Source organism: Myxococcales bacterium, from assembly GCA_022184915.1.
In the GTDB taxonomy this organism is placed as follows: domain Bacteria; phylum Myxococcota_A; class Polyangia; order Fen-1088; family Fen-1088; genus JAGTJU01.
In genome coordinates, this window is sequence record JAGTJU010000006.1 from 326,766 (window position 1) to 350,401 (window position 23,636).

At 66.6% G+C, this 23,636-nt stretch carries 14 protein-coding genes; 11 read left to right on the forward strand and 3 right to left on the reverse strand.

The features are described from left to right. Window positions 1–71 precede the first annotated feature (71 nt). The 3 genes from KA712_22510 to KA712_22520 all read left to right on the forward strand — a co-directional run bounded on the left by KA712_22510 (window position 72) and on the right by KA712_22520 (window position 5,802). Window positions 72–1,634, forward strand: coding sequence for a hypothetical protein (locus tag KA712_22510; GenBank protein MCG5055740.1), 1,563 nt, complete (start codon window positions 72–74; stop codon window positions 1,632–1,634). Window positions 1,635–1,678: 44 nt separating this feature from the next. Next, window positions 1,679–4,762, forward strand: coding sequence for a hypothetical protein (locus tag KA712_22515; protein MCG5055741.1), 3,084 nt, complete (start codon window positions 1,679–1,681; stop codon window positions 4,760–4,762). 197 nt (window positions 4,763–4,959) lie between these two features. After that, window positions 4,960–5,802, forward strand: a complete 843-nt coding sequence (locus tag KA712_22520; protein MCG5055742.1) for an SPOR domain-containing protein — start codon at window positions 4,960–4,962, stop codon at window positions 5,800–5,802. A gap of 43 nt (window positions 5,803–5,845) precedes the next feature. Here KA712_22520 and KA712_22525 read toward each other — a convergent pair whose 3' ends face one another. After that, window positions 5,846–8,881: a BamA/TamA family outer membrane protein gene (locus tag KA712_22525; protein MCG5055743.1), complete on the reverse strand. Its 3,036-nt coding sequence runs from the start codon at window positions 8,879–8,881 to the stop codon at window positions 5,846–5,848. Window positions 8,882–8,904: 23 nt separating this feature from the next. Next, complete coding sequence (locus KA712_22530; GenBank protein MCG5055744.1) at window positions 8,905–11,754, reverse strand: translocation/assembly module TamB domain-containing protein; 2,850 nt, start codon at window positions 11,752–11,754, stop codon at window positions 8,905–8,907. Window positions 11,755–11,812: 58 nt separating this feature from the next. Between KA712_22530 and KA712_22535 the strand changes: the two genes are divergently transcribed. From KA712_22535 to KA712_22550, 4 genes are all read left to right on the forward strand, one after another. Beyond that, entirely contained in the window at window positions 11,813–12,097 is a 285-nt protein-coding gene (locus KA712_22535) for a hypothetical protein (protein ID MCG5055745.1), read from the forward strand. A 9-nt stretch (window positions 12,098–12,106) separates the two neighbouring features. Continuing rightward, window positions 12,107–12,478 (forward strand): hypothetical protein, encoded by a 372-nt coding sequence (locus KA712_22540; GenBank protein MCG5055746.1) that lies wholly within the window; start codon window positions 12,107–12,109, stop codon window positions 12,476–12,478. 1,109 nt (window positions 12,479–13,587) lie between these two features. Further along, window positions 13,588–16,368 (forward strand): DNA polymerase I, encoded by a 2,781-nt coding sequence (polA, locus tag KA712_22545; GenBank protein ID MCG5055747.1) that lies wholly within the window; start codon window positions 13,588–13,590, stop codon window positions 16,366–16,368. A gap of 204 nt (window positions 16,369–16,572) precedes the next feature. After that, window positions 16,573–17,829: a metallopeptidase family protein gene (locus KA712_22550; GenBank protein ID MCG5055748.1), complete on the forward strand. Its 1,257-nt coding sequence runs from the start codon at window positions 16,573–16,575 to the stop codon at window positions 17,827–17,829. Window positions 17,830–17,935: 106 nt separating this feature from the next. On the opposite strand, the gene KA712_22555 is transcribed toward KA712_22550, so the two are convergent. Then, on the reverse strand, window positions 17,936–18,631 hold the full coding sequence (locus tag KA712_22555; GenBank protein ID MCG5055749.1) for a DUF4115 domain-containing protein: 696 nt from the start codon (window positions 18,629–18,631) through the stop codon (window positions 17,936–17,938). Between the two features lie 115 nt (window positions 18,632–18,746). Between KA712_22555 and KA712_22560 the strand changes: the two genes are divergently transcribed. The 4 genes from KA712_22560 to KA712_22575 all read left to right on the forward strand — a co-directional run. Beyond that, complete coding sequence (locus KA712_22560; protein MCG5055750.1) at window positions 18,747–20,423, forward strand: hypothetical protein; 1,677 nt, start codon at window positions 18,747–18,749, stop codon at window positions 20,421–20,423. Beyond that, window positions 20,420–21,601 carry a hypothetical protein gene (locus tag KA712_22565; protein MCG5055751.1) on the forward strand — a complete coding sequence of 394 codons (1,182 nt, stop codon included), beginning with the start codon at window positions 20,420–20,422 and terminating at the stop codon, window positions 21,599–21,601. The genes KA712_22560 and KA712_22565 overlap by 4 nt, the downstream gene beginning before the upstream one ends. Window positions 21,602–21,999: 398 nt before the next feature. Beyond that, complete coding sequence (locus KA712_22570) at window positions 22,000–22,944, forward strand: SDR family oxidoreductase (protein ID MCG5055752.1); 945 nt, start codon at window positions 22,000–22,002, stop codon at window positions 22,942–22,944. A gap of 10 nt (window positions 22,945–22,954) precedes the next feature. Beyond that, window positions 22,955–23,636 (forward strand): DUF1732 domain-containing protein (locus KA712_22575; protein ID MCG5055753.1); only part of this gene is annotated, 682 nt, incomplete at its 3' end.

A 23,636-nucleotide genomic window follows, 5' to 3' on the forward strand; every position in this document is an offset into this window, starting at 1 on the left:
ATCGAGTTACCGCCAAGGTCCCGTCCAAGTCTGAACGTAAGCGGCCCCGGCCGCACATGAAACCAAAGCTCATGTCATCGTTGGAAGCCCTCACCCCTGGCCGCGACGCCGGGGGCGGGGCAGGGGCCTTCGAAACGAAGCGTGCTCGGCCGGTCTGGGCCGGTGCGCGCCGGCATCGGGACGTGCGCGCCGTCTCTTTGCCCCTGTCCCTGCCTCTCCTTGCGGCGGTTCTGCTTGGGCTCACGGCTCCGGCGTGCTCGTTGGGAGGGGAGAGCGGCGTGGCTCCGCCGCTCAACCGCATCTTCCTGCCGACGGGCCTGTCCGTGTCGTCGTCGGGCCGGTGGATGGCCGTGGTCAACTCGAACTCCGACCTGCGCTACAGCTTCGGAACCGTGCTGCCACTCGACCTGGACGCCGCGGAAAAGGATCGTGCCGAGTCGTGGCAGGACTGCCCTGCCGTCGACTTTCGTCCTCGCGAACCTAAGGAGAGTTACTGCTGTCGAGACCTGCTCGACCGTCGGGTACTCAACTGCGATGAACGCCCCTACGCCAGGTCGAGCCAAACGGTGCGCATCGGCAGCTTTGGTACGGAGCCCACGGTGCAGCGCTTCGTGCGCAGTGGCCGGGTGGTCGATCGCTTGTTTTTCGGCGTGCGTGCGGATCCGTCCATCACCTTCGTCGACTTGACGGAAGAGGGCGACCAGATTTCGCTCCGCTGTTCGGGGCCCGTCAACGGAGCTGAAGCGCCCCGTGCGAATGCGCGCTGTGACGAAACCTACAGGGTTGAGACCGGCACGCTCGAGGGCCAGTCCGTCAATCTGCCCGAAGAGCCCTATTCTCTCCTCTTCAACCCGTCGCTGGGTGTTCTTTACGTCGGCCACCTGTTCGGCGGCTTGTCCGCCCTCGATGTTTGTGGCCCGGGTGACGGCCGAGTTCCCCGGCTGGCGGCGGTGCTTCGCGGCGTTTACGGGGGTGAGAACAGCACGGGCGTTACGTCAGTCACGTTGGCGCGGCCGAGTGATCCTGCGGCGCCGGTCTTCGCGACCGCACGCCAAGGATTCAACCTTGGTCAGGTGGTATTCCGCTCCCCCGCGTCGGCCTCCGCCTGTACGGAGGGCCGGGACCTCACGCTGGTGGCGTCGGCGCCAACGGCGGCGGCAGCCTTCATCCCGCGCGGCTCCGAAACGCGCGGTCTCGTCTTCCAGCCCGAGCGCCAACGAGCCTTCATCTTGCACCGAAACTCCGGCGGCAATCCTGCAGCTCTCGTCCGGGCGGACATCAGCGACGCAGGTGCGGGTCGGTTCACCTTCCGGCCAACGGAGACAATCGACGTGTGCTCGGGACCCGCGCAATTGGCCCTTCACGATGGAGGGCGGGGGGCCCGCCTCTACGTGCCCTGCTTCGATTCGGGCCAAATATACGTTGTCGACCCCGACCTCATGGTGGTCACGAACATCGTCGAGACGGGTCGAGGGCCCGCTTCGGTGACCTTCGATCCCTCTGATCCCGGTCTGGCTTACGTGGTGGGCTTCATCGACAACAACGTGTCCGTGCTAGACCTGCGGCCGGGGAGCCCCACGGAATTGCGCATCATCCAGCGCATCGGTTTTCCCCGAACCAGCAATCAGCTATGACGACCCGGCGAGCTCGCGCATTCTCCTCAGTTGACGTTCTTGGCTTGGGTCTCGTCGCGTGGAGCGTCGTGTCCTGCGGACAGCAGCCCGTGGTCGTTCCCAGCCGCACGCTGGATCGCCCGACCGACATGGCCTTCGTTTGCTTGCAGGCAACCCCTGCGGGGGCGGCGTCCCTGGTCACGGCACGCCCCGCGAACGCTTGTCCCACGGCGCCCCAACAAGGTGATGCGCGTTCTCAGTTCTTCGCGCCCCGCACGACGGCCGCGGTGGGGCTAATCACGAACTCCGCGCGAGGTGAGCTGGGGGCGGTGGACTTCGATCGCAAGCGCGTCGTGGACCTGGACGAAGCCGTGCCGGGCTTCACGATGCTTCCCGTGGGGCAACTTCCCGAATCCGTCGCGGTGAGTTCGGATGGGTGCAAGGCGCTGACCGCGAACCGAGGCTCTTGCGATCTGAGCGTCGTCGACAACACACGCCTGCTGGCGAACCTCTTCGACGAGGGGGAGCCCAGCACGGGGCGCGGGCCCGTCGTGAACGACGTATCGGTGATTACAGATAGCGGCCCTCTGCGGGCTCGCCCCGGCACGGTGGCTTTCGTTCCTGAACCCACGGCGGCGCTGAGCGGCGCCGTCAACGCGTGCCAGATCGCGGGCAGCCTGGCCCTGGGCCAGGATGATGTTCGACCTTGGCAAGCGGTTGTAACCTTTCCGACCTGTGGCTTGGTTGCGCTCGTCGACGTGCCCACGGGGCGCTTGGTGGATAGTGTCTACGTACGTCCTGACGGCGTTGTACCCGCGGGAACGAACCCTGAGTGTCCGGCTGAGTGCGGAGGGCCCGTGGCGTCCGGGCCCGATGCCAGCCCCGGGACTGATGCCGCCCTCGACGGCGACGCCGCTTTCGGCGGCGAGGCAACCCCGGGGCGGGTACGTGTCGAGGCTCTGAGCTTCTTGCCGTATCTGGCCCCCACGGACGGCCGTGCGGCTCAGCGGCTCTACGTGGGCGGTCGGAACGCCGACCTTTTGGTGCCACTCGAGGTCGAGGACGGGAGGCGGCTCGTGGCGCCGCGGCCCCCGCTTCTGCTGGCCGAAGGGGCAGGGGGCGTGCTGCGCGTGCGTCCCTCCGTGGACCCTTTCCAACCTCCCGAAACCCCGTGGGTGGGCGATCTCGGAAGGTTCGTTTACGTCGTGACGGGTGATGGAACGGTCCGCGTCGTGGATGTTTCGGCGGCGCTCGCAGGCACGGGACGCGAAACCGAGTGCGACGCGAACGTGGATACGGCTGTTTGGGCGCAGAACCCGACTTTACCGAAAGGCTGCGCTCTGGTGGCGCTGGGGTTGCCGAGGGTCATTGGGGCCCGGGGGCCAGGCCTCGCCTCGCCACCGCTGGCCGCGGGGGTCGACCTTCCGCGCCCGGCGGCGGTGGACGTGGCCTTTTTCGCGGCCAGCCCGGGTGTCCCTGAATCTGAGGTAGGGCGTGGTCTCAATGGGGCGTTCGCTTTGGTGATGCTTTCGAATGGGGACCTCGTCGTGGTGAACGTGGATTCAGGGCAGTTGGTCTCTTTGGACCCCGCGGTTCCACCCACGAAGCCGCCCGCACATAGCATCCGTAACGGTCTCAACTTCGTCACCCTCGAAAGGGGCGGCGGTCGGCCTCGGGTTCAGGGGCAGCCTACCTACGGGCTCTCGACGAACGATCTTCCCTTTGCGACGAGGCCGCAGCTCTCCCGCACGCTGGTTCCCCGTATCGAAACGTTTCCGGGCGTGGAGGATCCCTATTGCTCGCCGTTGGCGGCCCTCGGAACGCCTGTGGATATCGCGGCCTGTTTCCCCCGCCCCAACGAGACCGTGGGGCAAAGCTGGGCGATCATCTGGGAAGGCACCCTTCCTGGCACGCGTCGGGTCACGGGGCGCTTCCTGCCTCCGCCGGCAGCGTCACCGGCCGCGGTGGGGCTGTGGGACGATGCCGGGGCAACGTTCTGCGCCGCGGGCGTCGAAGGCGACGATCGCTTGCAGCTGATTGGTTGCGAGGTGGACACGGACTGCGGCTCTGCCGAGGTCTACCGGTGTGTGCCGTCGGTGGCCGGGGCAAGCGGCCTTTGCGCGCGGAGGGAGATGGCGGCTGCCGTCGAGGCGAACTGTCAGAGTTTTCTGCTCAGCCGGCGTCGTTATCTCGTGCTCGAGGCCCGCCCGCAGCAGCTGGTCCTCGGTTTGGCACTCGATGAGTTGCCGCGGCCGTCCTTGCTCGCCGATCCCACGGTGCCGGGTGGCGCACGGCCAGGGCCTTGCGCGAGCGATGCCGATTGCCGACCTCCCGGTGCGCCGGAGGGGTATGTCTGCACCGCGGCCACCCCCGGCAGCGGCCCCCGTTGCTTGATGCCCTGCTCGGACTCGCCGTGCCGGCCCGGGTTCGTTTGCGAGACGGTGGAGGGGGGGGCGCGTTTTTGTGCCGAGGCGCCGGCATTCGTTGATCCAATCTGTCTCGCCGAATCCAGCGTGTACCGGGTGCAGGCCGGGCAGTCGTTTCTCGTCCAGGGCAGCTTCAGCCCTCGCATCGAGACCTCGGTGGAGACGGCGGGGGTGTGCCAAGCGAAGCTGACCCGAGACAGCCGTGCCGTGAATCGCATCCCTTTTGCTGCAGCGGCTTGCAGCACGCCGCCCGGGCCGACATGGCAGGCGCTTCGGCAAGCGCCCAACGCCATGAACGGCTGGCCCAACCCCTGTTTGTATGTGGGAACCAATGCCGATGCCGCCCAAGTGGGTGACGACCCAGCGGCCTTGCATGTGAAGGCCCTCTTCGAGAACGCAGACGCGCGCTTCATCTTGACGAATCTCGAGCAGCCCTTCGGAGACGGAGCCAACGTGGCGTTTACGGTACGAGGCGGCTTCTCGCCAGATGCCGTCATCGTGGGGAGTACCTTCCCTGAAATCGCCGTGCCCACGCGCCTTCTGCGTGGGCCCGGATTGGTGCCGGCCGCGCGCAACGACACGGGCACCGCCGTTTATCCCTACGTATACATGGTCGATAGCGGTCGCGTGGGGAGCAACCAACGAGGCCAGATCCTGCGCATCGACACCCGACGTGCGGGCTTCGACACAGCACGGTCCTCGAATTCCTTCGAGGTCCAGTAAGGCTGTACGACCCTGGTGCCGATGCTCCGGATGCCGCCTGGGGCGTCTAAGTTGACAAACCCCTCTCAGAGGGCGATCAACTACATGTAGGATTGAGTCGCTGAGCGTCCCCGGAACCTCCCGGCCACGTGCGAATTTTTGGGAACGGGACGTCTACCGGCGATGGTAGGCGGAGCTGGAAGGCACGAGGAACCACAATGCGATACACTGCTTCCGCGGCGATGGAGGATCGAACCCTGCGCGACGTCGAGCGCTGGAAGGACAAGATCGAGATTCGCCTCGACAACCGCCAGGTATTCTTCCTGTTCTTCGGAAGTGCGTTAGTGGCCTGCTTGCTCTTCATCTTGGGTGTAGTGGTTGGCAAGCGGCTGGAATCCCGAGGACGGGCGGCTTCGCCCGAGATCGAAGACCCCCTCGCTCTTCTGGATAGAATCGCGGCCACCCCGGGTGTGTCCGAGGAAGGGCTCACCTTTCCCAAAACGTTGATTCAAAGCGGTACAAAGCCGAAGGCCACGCGCGGAGAACGTGCGCAAGCAGTCCCCCCGCCGGTGCAGAAGCCCGCAAGGGCCGAGGAAGCTCAAGTCGAGGGGCTCGCCAGGGCGGCGGACGTGACCGAAAGTCCTGCGTTGCCCCCGAAGGTGGCCCCTGTGGCCGAAAAGCCCGCACCTACGCCAGCGGCCCCGCAGGCTACGCGCCCCGAGCCGGTTCGCGAGGCTGTGGCCAAACCAGAGCGTCAGGCGGGGGCGCCCGAAGAGGCTCCCGCCCGGGGGGCCGAAGCGCCGAAGTCGACGAAACCCGAGCCTGAAGCGAAGGGGAAGTTCACGCTTCAGCTGGCGTCCTTCCAGAGCCGCGAGGAGGCGGAAGCGTTCATGGGCAAATTCGCGGGAGAGTCTGCCTTCCTCGTCAGCTCCGACATTCCAGGCAAAGGCGTCTGGTTCCGCGTGCGGCTCGGGAACTACGCCACGAGCGAAGCTGCGATGCAGGCCAAGGCTGACTTCGAACGCAAGCATCACCAGATCGCCTACGTCGCTCCCCGCTAGTGGCCGCTCATGCTGCCCGACCGCGATCGGAGCTTTCGGAGCGTCAGAACATCAGTCCCACGTTGAAATGAAGTCGGCCTAAGCGGCTGTCCCCCGGTCCCGGATCGAGCGGCCAGGCCCAGGCGATGCTCAAGTCGCCCACAGGGAGCTTGAACACCAGAGGCGTGATTCCAGCGCCGTGCCGAAAACGACCGGCGCGCACGGCTGCGAGAGAGTCTTCGACGATGCCTGTGTCCAGGAACACCCCCGCATAGAGCGGTCCGGCGAGCTGCACCTGCAAGTCCAGGTTGCTGAGGATGCGAAGGTTACCTCCGAGAGGGAAGTACTGGACCAGAGTCAAGCCGTTGGCCACGGGGTATTCGCGCACCTCGGTTCGGGCGCGGTCGAATTGATAGCCCCGAAGGGTCGTGTCGCCGCCGGCGGCAAAGCGTTCCACCTTGGGCAGGAGCGTCGAGCCGTCGAGGGGAACGCCTTGGGCGTAGCGCAAACCATGGCGGAGCGACCAGCGGCGCGACAAAGGCACCACCGACAGGCTTTGCACCTGCACCTTCACGAAGGTGTTCTCTCCCAGGCCAAGGGACAGGGCAGGGGTGGCCAGCTCGGCGAAGCCACTCAGTTTGAAGCCCTGTTGCGGGACCAGCCGGTTGTCGAATTGCAGGTACTCGAAGCCAACGCCCGCGGCGCCCACCAACGCGCTGATGCGGGCCGTACGGGCGTTTTCGTCGGCGCCCGAGCCCCGAACCAGAAACTCCGTGCCGCTGCTGTCTCGAAGCTGGTACCGGGCGAAGCTATCGAAGCCGGGAAAAAGCTGGCGGAGGATCGTCACTGAGGCCGTGCCCACTCGGGTGTCGCCGAGCCGCTCGGTTTCCCGGGCCAGGTAGTCGGCGGCCAGCTGGAGGCGAAAGAGCGTGCCCGCAAGCCGGGGATCCTCAAAATCTGCCGACAGGCTGCGAAGGTTCTGGCCCCACCGTCCCGTCGAGCGCAGCAGGTAGCCGCGTCCCAGGAGGTTGCCGTGGTCGTATCCGCCAGAAAAGTATAACCCCAGGGGAAAGGTCGCTCCCGGGGCCTTTTGGTCTGTGGAGCCGCCTACACCGAAGCGAAGGACCCCGTAATGATCGTGGCGTTCCTGGACCTGGATGACCATGGGCACGGTCTTCAGGCCGGCCTCGAGACCCGGAAAGGACACGGGGCTCGCGTTGGTGAAGTATTGAAGCAAAGCCAGGTTGCGTTGGCCACGCTCGATCGTGGTGGTCGTCAGAACGTCGCCGGGGCGGGTGGTCACCCATTCGAGGATGGTCTCGTTCCGGGTCAAGAAGTTCCCCCGGATGAAGATGGGCCCCACCTTGACCCTCGAACCCGGCGCCAGGAACCACGTGATCTCGCGATCGTTGCCCCGGGCTTCCACCTCCGATACGGCTGCTCCGTAGGGGTGGCCTTGGTCACGCATGAGTCGCTCGAGCGCCCTCTCGTCGGCTTCGAGCCGCCCGGGTACGAACCTTTGGCCTTCGCGGGTCAGGATCGAGCCCGCCAACACTTCGTCCGTCCACGGCAGGGGAGGCGCGTGCGTGGCCACGAACGTGACCCGGGTCACCTTGAGCACAGGGCCTTCAGTGATCGTGAACCTCACGAACAGGGAATCCGTGTCCCGCCAAAGCTCCTGGTCGTCTTCGCTCTCCAAGCTCTCGAGCGGGCGATAATCGCCTTCGCGAGGCGCGACCTCGACGGTCACCTTGGTGGGGCCAAAGCCACTATCGGTGTAGTGATCCCGTAGCCGAAGCGCATCGTTTTCGAGCTGTCGTAGCGAGGCGTAGCCGCCTCCGCCAAGACCGAGATGCCCGTACCACGGAAAGGGCTGAACACCCACGACGCCCTGAAGGCGCTCTGTCGAAAGCGCGCGATGGCCTTTGAAAGTCACCTGCTTGACGCGGATGCGGGGCCCCTCTTCGATGGTGAAGATCACGCGTTCGAGATCCTCGGGGCCTTTTTCCCTCCGCGCCGAGACCTTCACGAGCATGTTGCCGCGCTGCCGATAGAAACTGGCCAGCGCGCCTCGGCTCTCCGCCATCTCGTAGTCGTCGAAGACGCCTCGCTCGAAGAAGGTGAGCTGGTCTCGCAACTCCGCGTCGGCGCAGCAGTCATTGCCTTTGAACACCACCTGTACCTTTTTGAACGGCTCGATGAGGAGACGGAGGGGCACGTTGTCTCGGCCGGTGCGGGCGGCGGCCTCGGGATCGAAGTCAGGCAGAACACGGGCGGCCGGGTAGCCCATCGTGCGGTAGCGCTCCACGAGCTTCGCGGTGTCGAGCCGCAGCTGTGAGCGCGTAAACGGACTCTCGTCGAGCCACAGCAGATACCACTTGTAGTGCCGAAAGATCTCTTCGATTTCGTCCTTCGGCACCAAGTTGGGACCGTCGATGGTGATGGGTCCCACCGGGTAGTCTTTGCCCAGCTCGAGCCGCACGTAGAGGTTCACGGGTGAAGGCCGTCGGGGCGTGCTGTCGAGCTCTATCCTTGCCTTTGCGTCGAGGTATCCCTGCGACTTGAGATACGTCTCGATGCGATCGATCTCGTCGTGGAGCCAAGCCTCCCGCAAGGCGCCCTCGGGGGGAAGGGACTGCCCCGGGCGTAGGGACAGGCGGCGAATGATCTCGTCCTGGCGGAGGGGCCAGTTCCCCTTGACGAAGATGTTGCGCAGGCGATCGTAGGGCGTGAGCGTCAGACGTAGCCATACGGACCTGCCTGCCGGGCGCAGCTCGATCTCGACGCCGTAGCCGATGGCGCCGAGAGCCTTTTCGATGCGGGGGATCGTGCCCACGGGCGTGCCCACGGCGTCGTAGTCTCCCGAGACCACGAACGGACTGCCGAGCGGAGACCAGGCCTCGAGCAGCGCCTCGAGGTTGGCCTTTGGGTCGATGAGATCGCCTTCGATCTCGAAGCCCGCCACGGTCGCAGGCGGGGCGGCCGGCTCGGCCTCGGCGGGGGGCGCCTCGAGTGCCGGCGCTGCGTCTGCAGCGGGTTGGGCGCGCAGTCCGCCGGGCGCTGGCGTGAGCAGAGCCGCGAGACAGACTATGAAGGGCACACGAGGCACAGCGGGACGGGAGGCTACGGCAGGTCGAAGCGCACGGGCCACTCGACGAAGACTTCCATGTTCAACGAGCGGTTGGTTTCCGTGATCCCCTGTTGGGGCAACACCAAATACTCTGCGAACGTTCGGAAGGAAACAAAATCTGCCAGCCACACGCGGCCTTCGCCCCGGGCTTGCCGTTGCCCCTGGAAGCCTTGCAGGTAGTTGAGCTGCAGCCGCAGGTAGCGGCCCGCACGACCGAACACACGCACCTCGACGCCGTCCGGACCGATGGTGGGACGGAGCTGAAGCTTGTCTCCCGTGAGCAGACTGAGGGTGTCGCTGATGTAGGGCTGCAGAAGGTTGTCGACCAAGTCGCGTGTCACGTTGCCGGCCATCTGGAATCCGGTGTCGAGGTTGCGCCCCAAGTTGGGGCTGCTGGTGCCGAACCGAACGGAGGACGTCGAGGAGCGGCCCGAGAGCAGCAGGAGGAGGGTCTCGTTCTGATTGAGCCCCGTATCCGTCGTGGAGAAGGTGATCTCCGCTTGGCTCACGGGCCCCCGGATCCGCATGCGCACGTTGTGCTCGTTGCCGTCCGAGTCGGTGACCAAACTTTCTGCCTCGAGGTTGAGCTCGGGGGTGTTCTCGCCCAGGGTCTTCGTTCCCACGAAGACGATGGAGTTCGCCACAGGCACGAGGTCGAAGTAGCCGCGGGTGCCTGTCCCCGGAACCTTGAAGCGGCCGTCGGTGGGGAGGATGGCGCCGTCGAGGCGGGGATCGCCGGCGGTGCCGCCCACGTGCAGATCGACCACCGCGTAGATTTCGGGCGCCACGTTGTTCTGAATCAGGAAGGTGTCACCGATGGTGCGGACGCGCAGGTCGAGGCGCATGTCGTCGAGGAGGGGGTTGGGGGCTTGCCGGCCGTACGCCTCACCACGGAGTCGGCTCGAGATGGCCAGGTCGCGGATGGCCACGTCTTGCGAAAAGCGGCCGGTAACCACCCGAACGTCCCCCCGCAGCGTGAGTTGCTGTCTGAGATCGCCTTCGAGTTCGAGGTCGAAGCCGATGTCGTCCAGCGCGAAGACGCCGGGTGAGCGGTACGCCAAGCGCTCTCCCCGCACCGGCAGGCGCGCGTACTTCACCACGGGCTCGGGGAAGAGTTGCTGGAAGACGAGGCGTCCCGGTTCGGCCCCAGCGCCGCCAATCGTGATGACGCCTTGGTCGTCGATCGTGGCCCTGAGCTTGTCGATGCGGGCTTCGCGAGGGTTGACCGACAGCTCGGCGCTTTCCACGCGGATCAGCCGACCGAGGTCCCGCATGCGCAAGGAGACACCTTTGGTTTCGACCTTGGCGTCGAAGTCGGGCTCGGTCGGTGTGCCGCCTATGCGCCCCCGGAGCTTCAACTGCCCCTCGGCCTCCGTGATGGCCTTGGGTGCAAGGAGGGGCAGGATCTTGGCATCCAGGGTGCCGTCGGCTCCGATGCCGTAGCGGGTGACTTGGTATTTATCGTCGAAGGCGGCGCGACCCTGCAAGAGCAGGTGTGAGTCGCCCACTTCCACCACGAGCTTGTGGAGCTCGATGTCCCTGCGTCCCATCGTCACGCGACCCTGGGGCACGCGCACCGGGAGATCGAGCGTGGGCAGACGGATCTCCACCGGCAGCGCCACCGTCACACTCCCCTGGACCTCCGGCCGGTTCAGGGCCCCCGTCGCCCGGAGCGCCAAGGTAATGTTGCCCTCGGATCGCTGGACATGAGGTTGCAGCGCTGGGGCGAGCAGGGCCAAATCCAACTGGCCACGAACCACCACCTGATCGAGGCGTTCGCCCTCGAGGCGGCCGCTCAACTCGAGCACGCCCCCCGTGGTTTCGAGGCGTGTGGGCGCGAGCTCGATGCGATCGCCGCGCACCCGTGCCACGACGGGACCGTCGTTGCGGACCTCGAGGGGGGAGCCGCCTCCCAGCAGATCGTTGCGCGGGCGAGAGACCATCCGGAGCTGGTCGAGCCGGGCGTCGAGAGCCAGCGGCCGACCGGGAAGCAAGGCGATGTCCACCTGGCCGGAGACCCGGGCGTTGAACCCGACGCGCTCCGCGACTTCGGGCGCCAGCTCGTGAACGAGGAGGTCCTGGAACGCCAACTGGGCTGTCATGTGCGGTCCTGCACGAGCCAAGGCCACCTCGGCCTGGAGGTCGAAGCGGTCGAAGAGTCGTCCCGACACGCGGGTGCCCCCGCCCGGGCGGGGCGCAAGCGTGAGATGGGCGTCGCCAAGCGCGCGTCCGTCGAGAACGCCGCGGGTCAAGTCCACAACCCCGGAAACTTGCGGCGCTGCCGGCGAGCCCTTGATCTCGAGCTTTGCGTCGACCTTTCCCTCGAGCGCGGGCGCACTCTGTACGCCAGGAAGGTTGGCAAGCGGAAACCCGATGACGTGCACCGACCAGGCCATGGCTTGCCCCTTGTCCAGGCTCAAGCGACCCTCCAGCACCACGGCTCCGCCCACCTCCCGCTCGAGCCGGGTGGAACGCAACACCAGCTCGCGGGGACGTGCCATCACCTCGAAGCCACGGATCCGCCAGGTTTGCCCCAAGATCTCGAGCGTGGTGTCGGGGGGCAACTTCAACGAGCCCGTGAGCGCATCGGCGGGCCCCTTGGCCCAGCCTTCGAAGGAAAACTGGCCCGCCAGCTCGGGTGAAGCGAGGAGGGTGCCGAGATCCAGCCGGCGTCCCTGCACCTTCACGTCGAGCACCGGCGCTTTCAGCAGGTTTTCGAGGGAACCCTGAAACAGCCGCGCCTCGCCCGAAAGCGCGACGTGGCCGCCGAAGAGACCCCCTTCGAGCGCATCCACCCGCGCCACCCCGTCCTCGAGGCGGAACTTGGCTTTGAGGTTCGGCACGGCGGTCGTTTCGTTCAGCGCCACGCCCTGCGCTGTTGCGTGCCCCGCGATCCGGGGATTGTCGAACGAACCATCGAGGCGCAGCTCGAGCTCGAGCGGAACGAGGAAGCTGCGGGGGCGGGTTCAAAAAAGCGAGCGCTTCGGGCAGGTCACGAGCTACGGCAGACACAGTCACGCCGAGAAGCTTTTTGGCCAGCTGCACACGCCCGCGCAGCTCGGCGCTGGCGCCGGGGACGGCGATGCGGAGATCTTGGGTCTCGATGCGTTCGGGGGATGCCAGCACCACGCCGTCCAAAGTGGCCGAGCGGGGCAGCCCCGCGGCCTGGTGGCGCTGGATGGATAGATTCTGGAGGTGCACGCGCCCTTCGCTGCGCGCAAGGTCGAACGCGGCCTTGACCCGTCCGTTCACGCGCGCCCCAACTTCGGCCGCCAGGGCCCGTGGCACGAGGGCGTCGTTCATCACGTGCGAAAGGCGGAGGTCGGCGGTGGCCTTGTTGCCCACCAAAGCGGCATCCAGGTTCACGCGGCCGCCTTCGGGCACCTTGAAATGCAAATCCTCGACCTTCACCGACAGGGGTTCGCCGGCGGAGAAGCGCAACGACAAGCCAAGGTTTTCTGCCCGGGCTCCCCGGTAGCCCACGTTGAGCCCAGCCACCTCGCCTGCGATCGCGATCCGTGTGAAGGGCTCCGTCAAGGCGAGTTTCACGGTGGCTTCGGGACCTGACACGCTCAAGCCTTCGATGGCGTGGCCTTTCACCACAGCTGAAAGCGCATCGCCCGCTTTGTCGAAGGCGGCGCTCAGGTCGATGCCTGGAGGGGCATCGTCGTAGATGTGGGTGAAAAATCCCTTGCCGCTCAAGACCGAACGGCCCGTCCGCCCCGCTTCGACCTCGATGAAAATGTCGTTGGGCCACGCGCGTGTCGTGGCGACCCTCGCCACCTTCACGTCGTCGAAGGGCAAGATCTCGTTTTCCAGAATGCGAAGGTACCCCCCCTTCCTGGCGTGAAGCCGCTGGGCGTCCCATCCCACGAAAGACCCGTCGATGATCAGGCTGGCGTCACCGTGTACGTCTTCCAGGCGCAAGCCCCAGGCACCAGGAAAGTCGAACTCGGCGGTGAGGCCCTCGAGTCTGGCGTTCACGATCTCGAGCACGAGCCCCGCGTCCATGGGGGGGCTGGCCTCCGGGGATGGTCTGGAGGCAGGTGCCTTCGCCGGAGGAGGGGCCGGGGGCATCAGGGCCGCGAGAAACCCAATGGCCGTTCCATCCTTCGTGTCCCCGAAGCGCCAGTGAGACCCAGGACCGATCACCACGTCCAAGAGCCGCACCTTTCCGCCGAGGGCGGATCTCAGGGGCAGGCGGGCATCGAGGCGGCTGACGGACAACACGCGTGTGCCGTCTGGGTCGTCGATCGTGACGTCCTCGAGCACGAAGGGGGTAGGGGCGTCTGTGATGACGTCCCACAGTGCACGCGCAGGCCACCGGATCGCGCCCACCTGGATCTTCCCCGGTAAGCCGAGACCGGCCACTGTCTTCGTCACCAGGGCTCCCAGACGTGGCCCCTGAAGCAAAAGCACTGCGGCGACCACAGCGCCCCCGAGCGCCAGCGCCATCGTGGCCGCTGCCCCCTTGAGGAACCGCCGGCGCTTTCGTTTTGGTGGGGAGGTGGAGCTTTCGGGCACGAACGGCAGAAGTATCGCTTGCCGGCGCCAGGAGACCAAGCCGGCCGGAACGCAGATGTGGACTCCTTGGGACGCAGATCTCCCGCGCCGCGGGAAAGGCGGCCCCACGAGGGTGCCCCGCGGAGGCGGCCTGGTAAAGTGCTCGGCTCGCCATGCAGGGCACCCTCTACATCGTCGACGCCTACAACTTTCTGTTTCGCGCCTTCCACGCCATGCCGCCGCTCACCAACAGCCGCGGTCAGCACACGGGCGCCATCTTTGGCTTGTGCCAGATGCTGCTCAGGATCGAACGCGAACACGAGCCTTCCCATCTCTGCGCCGTGTTCGACGCCCCCGGGAAGACCTTCCGTGACGATCTCTTCCCCGCCTACAAGGCCCATCGGCCCCCGATGCCCGCGGAGCTCTCCGAACAAATCGCATCGGTGCCTCAGGTGCTGGCGGCCTTCGGAATCTCCACGTTGACGGTCCCAGGCGTGGAGGCCGACGATGTCATCGCGACGGTCACGAAGCAGGCTTCGGCTCGAGGTCTAAAGGTGGTCATCTGCTCGTCGGACAAGGATCTCATGCAGCTTCTGGACGAGTCGGTCTCTCTGCTCGACACCATGAAAAACAAGCTGCTCGGGCCTTCCGACGTCGAGCAAAAGTGGGGTGTGCCCCCGGCGAAGGTGGGCGATGTGCTCGCGCTCGTGGGAGACAGCGTCGACAACGTTCCCGGCGTGCCGGGCATCGGCCCGAAAACCGCCGCCGAGCTGATTCGCAGCTACGGCGATCTCGACGCCCTGCTGGCACGGGCAGACGAGGTCAAGGGCAAGCGGGGCCATGCTCTGGTCGAGTGCCGGGACGCGGTACGTCTCTCGCGGCGTCTCGTTGCCCTCAAAGACGACGTCCCTCTGCCGAAGCCGCTCGACGCGCTGGCACGCGTGGCACCCGACCGTGAGGCGCTCTACGGATTGTTTCGTGACTTCGAGTTTTCCCGGCTCATGGTGCAAAATGCGCCGCTCGCGCAGGCCGTTGCAGCTTCGCTCCCACCCGGGGGTGCGCCTCCGCAGGACCCGGCCCGCGTGCCCCCGCCGGAATCAGCTCCTCACTCGGAGCTTCACGCCCCGGCCTTGCCGCCCCTCATCGAGGTCCGCATCGTGGGCACCGCCTTCCCGCTGCCGGCCCTGGTAGAGGCGCTCGTGGGCGCCTCCGATATCGCAATCGTACCCTTTACCGACGGCTCGGACGCGCTGCGGGCTGCGTTGCTGGGACTTGGCTTCGCTTGGATGGAAAACGGGAGCCTCAGTCGGGCCTATGTTCCGGTCGCGTCGCGAAGCTCGTTGCTGTCACAGCAGGCGGGACTGGACGAAACGGTGGTGCTCGACGCCTTGGCTCCCCTGTTGGTGGCGGCGACCCCTCGGAAGAGGGTCCACGACGGCAAAGCGCTGGAGGTTCTCCTGGGCGTACGGGGCCTCGCGCTCGCAGGCGTCGGTTCCGACAGCCTGCTCGCGGCCTATTTGCTCGACGCCGCCCGCCCGAGCTACGAGCTCGACAAAGTGGCGCACGCCGAACGCGCCTGCGCAGCCGTGCCCCGGGAGCAATGGTTGGGAGCGGGGCGTACGGCCGTGGACGCGACCGACGTGGGGGTGGAGGTCGTTGCCTCGCATGTGGGAAGCGAAGCCGCCGCCGTGTTCACGCTCGGCGCCATCCAGGACCCAAAGCTCGCCGCATCAGGCCTCGAGCGGCTTTACCGCGACGTCGAGCTGCCTCTGTCACGCGTACTGGCGCGCATCGAACAGCAGGGCGTGCGTATCGATACGGGGTTCCTGCGCGCGCTGGCTCAAGAGACCGCCGCCGCGATCGCTGCGCTCGAGCAGGAGATCCACGCCATCGCGGGCGCCTCGTTCAACATCGGTTCCCCGAAACAGCTGCAGAAGATCTTGTTCGAGAAGCTCGCGTTGCCCGTGCTTCGCAAGACCAAGACCGGAGCCTCGACCGACGCCGACGTCTTGGAGGAGCTTGCCAGCCTGCATCCGGTTCCGGCCAAGATCTTGGAGTACCGCACCCTCACGAAGCTCAAGGGCACGTATCTCGACGCGCTTCCGGCGTTGGTGAACCCGCGCACGGGGCGCTTGCATACCACCTTCAATCAGGCCGTGGCCGCGACGGGCCGGCTGTCGTCGAGCGACCCGAATCTGCAGAACATCCCGATTCGAACGGAGCTCGGGCGTCGCATTCGGAACGCCTTCATTGCCGAGCCGGGGCACCACATCGTTTCGGCGGACTACTCTCAGATCGAGCTGCGCATCCTCGCGCACTACTCACAGGATCCTGCCTTTCTCGACGCCTTTCGGAAGGGCCAGGACATTCATTCCCGCACGGCGGCCGAGGTGTTCGCCGTTCCCCTCGAGGCGGTCTCGTCCGAACAGCGCCGCATCGCCAAGGCGATCAACTTCGGTCTGGTGTTCGGACAAACCGATTTCGGGCTCTCGCAGGCTCTGCGCATTCCCCGCGCGGAAGCCAAGGCCTACATCGAAAGCTACTTCGCCCGCTATTCCGGGGTCAGGACATACATGGAGCGGGCGATCGCTGATGCGCGCGCGAAGGGCGAGGCCAGCACCTTGCTCGGCCGCCGGCGTCCCATTCCGGAGCTGGCAGCCAGCCGAGCCCCTCAGCGCTCCCATGGGGAGCGGATCGCTCGCAACACACCGATTCAGGGCTCAGCCGCCGACATCCTCAAGCTCGCGATGATCCGGGTCGACCACGAGCTCGGTGCCTTTGCAGGAGCTCGGCTCCTTCTGACCGTCCATGACGAGCTCGTTTTCGAGATCCCGGACGCTCAGGTCGAATCGTTTCGTCCCTGGATCAAGGCGGCCATGGAGCAGGCCTACGTTCTGGATGTTCCCTTGGTTGTCGATGTAGGCTCTGGGCTTACTTGGGGCCAGGCCCACTGAGAGCTGTCGCTCGGACGGTGCGACGAGCAGCAAGTGGCGATATCCTAGGGAGGCATGAGCTTCCGGGCGTGGCTCGACTCCGCGAGGGCAGCAGGCCTTGGTCTGTTGGCCCCGGCACTTCTTGCCGGGGTGCCTGTGGGGTGTCGCGGGGAGTCGCGACCAGCGCCTGGGCCCCCGGCAGGCGGTGGGGGCCCCGGCGCAACCTTGGACCTTCTGGTCCCCGAGCTCTCCCTGCCCACCGAGGAACGCGCCGTGCAAGCGGTCGCGCCGCCGGTCACGGCCCCACCGCGCGCGTTGCGCCGTTGCTTTGACGACCTGCCGGTGTGGACCGAGTCTGCCGTGCCCGACCTGCTCGACCGCGCCGCTGCCTATTTCGAGGCCGACGACGCCGCAGGCGCACTGGCCTGTGCGGAAGAAGCCGCACGCCAGGCGCCACGGTCCATCGAAGCGCATCACGATCGGGCCGCGGCCCTGATGCGCCTGGGGCGCTTGGACGACGCCCGCGAAGCGGTGACCCTGGTTCTGGCGATGGCGCCTCAAGACACGCAGGCGCTCGAGTTGGCGGCGGACCTCTACGTCAACCATCTTGCGCCGTCATCTGAGCGTGCGGCCATTGGCCTTGCGTATGCGCGGAGAGCGAGTCGTGGTGCGGGGGGTATGCGCGCGCGCGTCGCCCGGGTCTCGCTTCTGGAGGGCCAGGCGCTCATTGATCTGGGGCAAGCCCATCAGGCCCTTCGACCGCTCAGCCGTGCGGTGGCCATGGCCGACGGCGACCTGCGTCCGGCGGCGACCTACGAGCTGTCCGTGGCTCTCTTCGAGCTGGCGCGCTTCGATGAGGCGCGCGAACAGCTCGAAGCGGTGCTCGCTCTCGAGCCCGATAACGCGCATGCCCTCTTTCACATGGGCCTGGTCCTCGAGCGAGCCGGTGCCCTCGTCGAAGCCGACGCGGCCTTCGCGCGGGCCTCAGAGCTCGCCCCCGACAGTTTTCCGCCTCTGCTTTTGGTCTCTCCGAGGGACTTCGAGGAACGTGTCCGCCAGGCACTCGCGGCCCTTCCGCGCGAAGCCCAGGAAAGTCTCCACGACGTACCGGTGGAGACGGCGGACCTGCCAGCCCTTGACGATCTCGTGGCAGAGTCACCTCCGCTGTCGCCAACCATCCTGGGCCTGTTCCGGGGCCTGCCCCTGGGGCGGCACGCGGGACCCCAGGTAGGCACGACCGCAGCCCGCACCAAAAAGGGCCGAAGCACGTCGGGTCGCGTGCCCCCTGGCATCACGGCCGCGGCGTCTCCTGCACAGTACAGCGCCCCGGAGCGCGCGATCTTGCTCTACCGCCGGAACCTGCTGCGCACCGCGCGAACGGACGCGGAGCTCGACGAAGCCATCGCACGAACCTTGCTCCACGAGGTGGGTCACCTTCAGGGGGAGGATGACGGCTCCCTGCGCGATCGCGGTCTAGAGTGAGCGAAGACCCAGATCGTCGATCGGGTCTTCGAAAGAGAAAAGCGCCCGCGCGCGCCCTCCGTAAAGGGGAGGGTGAGGCGTCGCAGGCGCCGACTCCCGGGCGAGGTCAGTTGCCCAGGTTGAGCTTTTCAGGCGCCTTGCCCTCGAGCTCGATCATCTGAGAGTCACTGGGGAGTACCGCGTTGCCCTCCATGAGCACCTTGCCCTCGGCATCCTGAAAGCGTTTGTGAGCGATGAGGCCGTTCGAGGCCGCGAAGCCCGTGACGGAGTTGATACCGAAGGTGCCGGTCACCACGTACATCTTGCCGGCTTCTGCCTTGAGCGGCTTCGGGCGGTCGGTCTTCCAGTCCTTGGTGGGATAGTCGGCGACCAGAAGGGCGCGTTCCTTCCTGCCATCGGGCGTGTCCGACACGAAAAAGTGCGGCTGGTCGCAGGGGCGGCACGTGGTGGCCTCTGCCTCGACGGCGGCCTTCTTCTTTTTGCTCGCGCGCTCGTTGCACTTGACCAACTCCTCGGGGCACTCGTAGACCTCGAGGAGGTAGGCCTTGACCTGAACGTCTTTGTCCAGGTACTTGCTCATGGACTTTCGCAGCCCGTACACCGAGAACTCACCCGTGTCGTACTTGAGCGGAGCCCGCTTGATGTCGTCGAAATTGGGCGAAGGGGGCAAATTCACCTTCACATCGGGAAGCGCTTCTCCTTGAGCCTGAGCCATCGGGGCCTTTAGGACCACCGGCAGGGCGCTCGTCAGAATGATACCTAAGGAAAAAAACGAGGTGTGTTTCAAGACGTTTCGCGCCATGCGGACTCAATCCTCCTCGATCACCAGTAACATGCGTGTCTTTCGCTTACAAGCGCAGGCTTCTGCGGGGGTAACCCGTCAATCGACTGACGGGGCTTGCCTTTGGGCGTGGGCCTTGGTTGGCATCACCTTGCTCGCCTTTCTTCCCCTTTTTTCGGGGTGCCGGCGGGGACGCCACGGGAAGTCGACCTCGGGAGTCCAGGCCCCTGTCGTCCGTGCGCCTTTGCCGGATCCTGGCGGTGAGGTGCTGGCCCGCGCCCTCACGCTGCCGTACCCGGAGCACTTTGCGTCCGAGGCCGACGCGCCAGCCTCCGGGGGGATCTTGAAGGTCCACCTCGACGTCGAGCCCCCGCACCTCAATCCGCTCATCGACAACAACCAGGCGATATCGACGGTGACGCACGGCCTTGTCTACGAGCCGCTCGTGACCTGCCGTGGCGATCGCCCCGCTCCGGGATTGGCCGAAACCTGGGACACGAGCCCTGACGGGCTGAGGCTCAGCCTCAAACTCAAGGATGGCGCGACATGGCACGATGGCCGCCCCGTCGCACCGGTGGATGTGCAGGCCACCTTCGAGCAGCTCCTGCGCAGCAACACGCGCCAGCCTCTCTTCAGGACGTGGCTGCGCGACGTCGAGGCGGTGGAAATCGCTCCCGACCGCACCATTCGCTTTCGCCTGTTGCGGCCCTCGCGACAGGCCTTGCATGCTCTCTGTGAAATTCCCGTTCTGCCCGCCCTCGCCGATCGGGGCACGGCCGCCGAGAAAGCCCAGCTGGCGCGTACACCGATTGGCAGCGGGCCCTTCAAGGTGGTTGGCTGGGAACGAGGCCACCGGATCAAGTTGGCGCGCAACGAGAGCTATCATGGTGTCGTGCCTCACCTCGGCGAGCTGTGGTTCGAGATCGACGGCGACGGCGCCCGCGCGATGATCCGCACGAAACGCGGGCAAATCGATATCCTGCCTCAGGTGCTACCGGTGCATTTCCCAGAGCAGCTTCAGCCTGCGGCCTTGGGCCCGCAGCTCGAGGTTTACCGGCTGCAACCCCTCAGGTTCGCCTACGTGGTCCTCAACACGCGGCGAGACCCTCTCTCCGACGCCCGGTTTCGCTGGGCGCTTTCGCGCCTGTGGCAACGGGAGCGGCTGGCCAAGGAGTTGCACGAGGGCCTCGCACGGCCCCTCGGAGGCCCGCCCTTTGGCGAGACCCCTGCCACGCCCTTTGACCGCGCGGCCGCGAGCGCGGCGCTCGACGACGCCGGATACCGGGACCTCAACGCCGACGGGGTCCGCGACCGCAATGGCGCGCCCATTCGGCTGACGTTTTTGCACGTCGCGGGATCGAAGATGGTGGCCAAGGAGGCCCATCAGTTCGCGCTCGAGTTGCGCCGCGCAGGGGTCTTGCTCGACGTGGTTGCGCTCGATCCCTCCACCTTCATGTCCCGTCTTCGCGAAGGTGACTTCGACTTGGCGCCCCTCGTGTGGGAAGGTGCCCCCGGGGAGGACCCGCGCGCCTCATTCGGTCCCGACGGCGTGTTCAACTTTGGGGGCTACCACTCGCCGCAGCTGCAAGGGCTGCTCGACGAATGGGTGCTGGCGCAAACACCGGAGGCCCGCGCCGAGCTGCGGGCGAAGTTGGCCCACCTGCTCGCCACCGAAACCCCCGCGATCTTCCTGTACCGCTTCGACACCCTCGCGCTCGTGTCCAAGCGGGTGCGCGGGCTCGCGGCCGAGGGTGACCGTTTCGATTATCGTCAGGTATGGCTCACCGAAGGCCGCGACGACCCGGGCGAATGAGGACGCGGAGTCCACGCCTCGGGTTCGGGCGGGTGTCCCTGCGCGCGATGGCCTGGGTGTCGCTGTCGTGGATCCTGGCTCCCGGGGCCGTCCACGCCGAACAGGGGCGCTGCCCAGGGCCGGTCGTGCGCGCCCCCGCGACGGCGTCCCCGTTGCCAGGGTGGAAACACAGCACCTACGACGGTGCGGCCGAGGCCGTTCGTGCAAACCAAGAGGCGGACGCGCTCGTGCTCGCCCGTCGTTACGACGAGGCGGACCGCCTCCTCGCGCGCGCGAGTGCGCTCGACCCCGGCTGGTTGATGCCGCGGTTGCGGCGCGCGGGTCTCCTCGTACGCAGAGACCGGCTCCACGAAAGCGCGCGGGTGCTTGGGGCGCTGCTCGAGGAGGGTTTCGTGCCCTACGAAAGGCTCTCGCGGGAGGCTGTCGACCTCGTGGCCTTGTGGGCAAGAGCCGACGAAACTGGGCTGTCTCCTTTGGTCAAGGAGGCGTCACGCACGTGGTCCGCGTACGTTCGCAGCGGTGTGCTGTTGGTTTCGCGCTTGCGTCCCGCCGTGAAGCTGGCATCCGAGGACGGCCCCTTACCGCTGCTCTTGAATCAGGAGGTCGTCTCGTGGAACGCAGAGACGGGGCGGTACTTCCAGGTCACAGCGGAGCGGGGGCAGGTTCTGGTGGCTCGGCCCACGGCCGACAACCGCGCTCTGCTGTTCCTGACGGCCACCCGCGTGCGGCGGCATCGCGGTTCGTTGCGCGCCTTCGAGGGCGTCGTGGTTCACTGGCTTTCCCTCGACGACTTGAACCAGCATCGAAGGATCCCTATCGCCGACCCCGTCGCCGTCGCCGCCGTGGGCTTCGCCGAGGACGGCGGTCCTACCGTGACATTCGAGAACGAGGGCCGTCGTTGGTCCTGGCCAACGGTGGCGGAAGACATCGGCGAACGTCAGGGCAGGGGAGGGCGGCGTGCGCCGGGCGGACGCATTCGGCTGACGGTCGACGGGGTAGGTCCCTCCACCCGCACGGTTGGAACGGGGCCATGCCGGATGCATCTCGAAGACGATCCCGCGAAGCGGCTTGGACCCACCGTCAAGGTGCGCGGCGTCCCCCCGCGGCGCTTGCCTTCCCCACATGGCCTGGCCCTTTTTGGACTGCCCCTTCCGGGCGAAGCTACGCCCCTTCCGTGAGGACCATGTTCGAAAACTTGGCGCCGGTTACATGTAGGGTAACATCGCCTAATGAAGCTCGAACGGCGTCACGGTCTTTTTGGCATTGCCCTTCTCGGTACGCTCCTCACCGCGGTCCTGCTGGCCCGAGGCTCTGTGGCGGCGACCCCCAAGCCCGCCCCGCACGGCGATTGGGAAGCGGTGTCCTATCCCGCCTTGGATAGGCTCATCGCTCAGCGCGCCGCTGACGCGCGTGCAAAGACAGCGTCCGCCCGTCAAACTCCCCGATGAAAGTCGTTCCGGGCGGGTGTCGGGGTGGGCCCGCAGTGGGGATGTTGGCGTAGGCGTTTACGTTTTGGCGATCTGTGTTACGGTCCCCGGCCGCGGCACCGTCCGCCTTTCGAATCAGGTGGTGACTCATGGCTAGAAATTTCCTTGTAACCGGCGGTGCCGGCTTCATCGGCTCCTCGCTCGCGCGCGCCCTGGTGCAGCGGGGCGACAACGTGAGGATCATCGATGATCTCTCGTCGGGAAAACGAGACAACTTGGCCGACCTGCAAGGCAAGGTCGAGCTCATCGAAGCCAGCATCCTCGACAACGGCGCGCTCGAAGCGGCCATGGCCGGGGTCGAGGTGGTCTATCACGAGGCCGCGCTTCCCTCCGTGCCCCGTTCGGTCGCAGAGCCCGTACCCAGCCACGAGGTCAATGCCACCGGCACCCTCAGGGTGCTCGAGGCCGCGCGCGCGGCCAAGGTGCGGCGGCTGGTGTACGCCGGGTCGTCTTCGGCCTATGGCGAAACCCCCACGCTCCCAAAGGTGGAGTCCATGCCGTGCTCTGTCTTGTCCCCCTATGCCGCGTCGAAGCTGGCAGGGGAGCAGTATTGCCAGGTGTGGAGCCACGTCTACGGACTCGAGACGGTGACCCTGCGTTACTTCAACGTTTTCGGCGCACGCCAGGATCCGAACTCTCAGTACGCCGCCGTCGTGCCCAAGTTCGTGACGGCCGCCCTCCGGGGAGAGTCTCCCGTCATATTCGGCGACGGCCTGCAGTCGCGCGACTTCTGCTACATCGACAACGTCATCGAGGCGAACCTCAAGGCCGCCGACGCGACGGGTGTGTCCGGCCAGGTGTTCAACGTCGCCTGCGGCCTCGCCGTCACCCTGCTCGAGGTGGTGAGCGCGGTGGGCAAGCTCCTCGGAAAAGACCTGGTCGCGCAGCACGCCGCGGCGCGGACCGGCGACATCAAGCACAGCCTGGCCGACATCACGAAGGCCAAGCAGATGCTGGGCTACACGGCCTCGGTGGACGTATACGAGGGTCTGCGTCGGACCGTCGAGTGGTACAAGGCGAAGGCCTCTGCGTAGCGTTTCGCTCATGAACAGCATGACTGGGTTTGGCCGCGCTACGGCCGATTCTTCCGCCGGCCGCGTGAACGTGGAGCTGCGATCGGTCAACCACCGGGCTCTCGACATCAAGGTGCGGGCCCGCGACGTGGACGGGGCGACGGAAGCGGCCCTCGTGGCAGCCGTCCGAAGCGCGCTTTTGCGCGGCTCCGTTACTGTCAGCCTCGACGTGGACAGCGGCTCGGGCGTGCTCGTGGACGAGGCCTACTTCAAAGGCCTGGCGGAGGCTGTGGAGCGGGTGAGGTCCAGCCTGGGCCTCATCCAACCCGCCAGTTTGGAGACCCTGGTCGCCTTCGCAAACTTGGTCCGGAGCGAGGGAGGGTCGGCCCGCCCGCGCATGTCCTGGGACGATGTGTCGCCCGCCTTCGCGGAGGCACTCACGCTCCTTCAGGGCAGCCGGCGTCGGGAGGGCGAGGCGCTCGGTCGCGACCTGCGGGAGCGCCACGGAAAGCTCGCGGAGCTTGCTTCTGCCCTCGAGGCCCGCACGAGCGGGGCGTCAGCGCGCGCCGTGAGTCGCCTTCGCCAGCGGCTTTCGGCCTTGCTCGAGACCCCCGAGTTTGACCCCCAGCGGCTCGCCCAGGAAGTGGCCGTTCTCGCCGACCGCAGTGACGTGACGGAAGAACTCGTGCGCCTGCGCGCCCATCTCGAACACC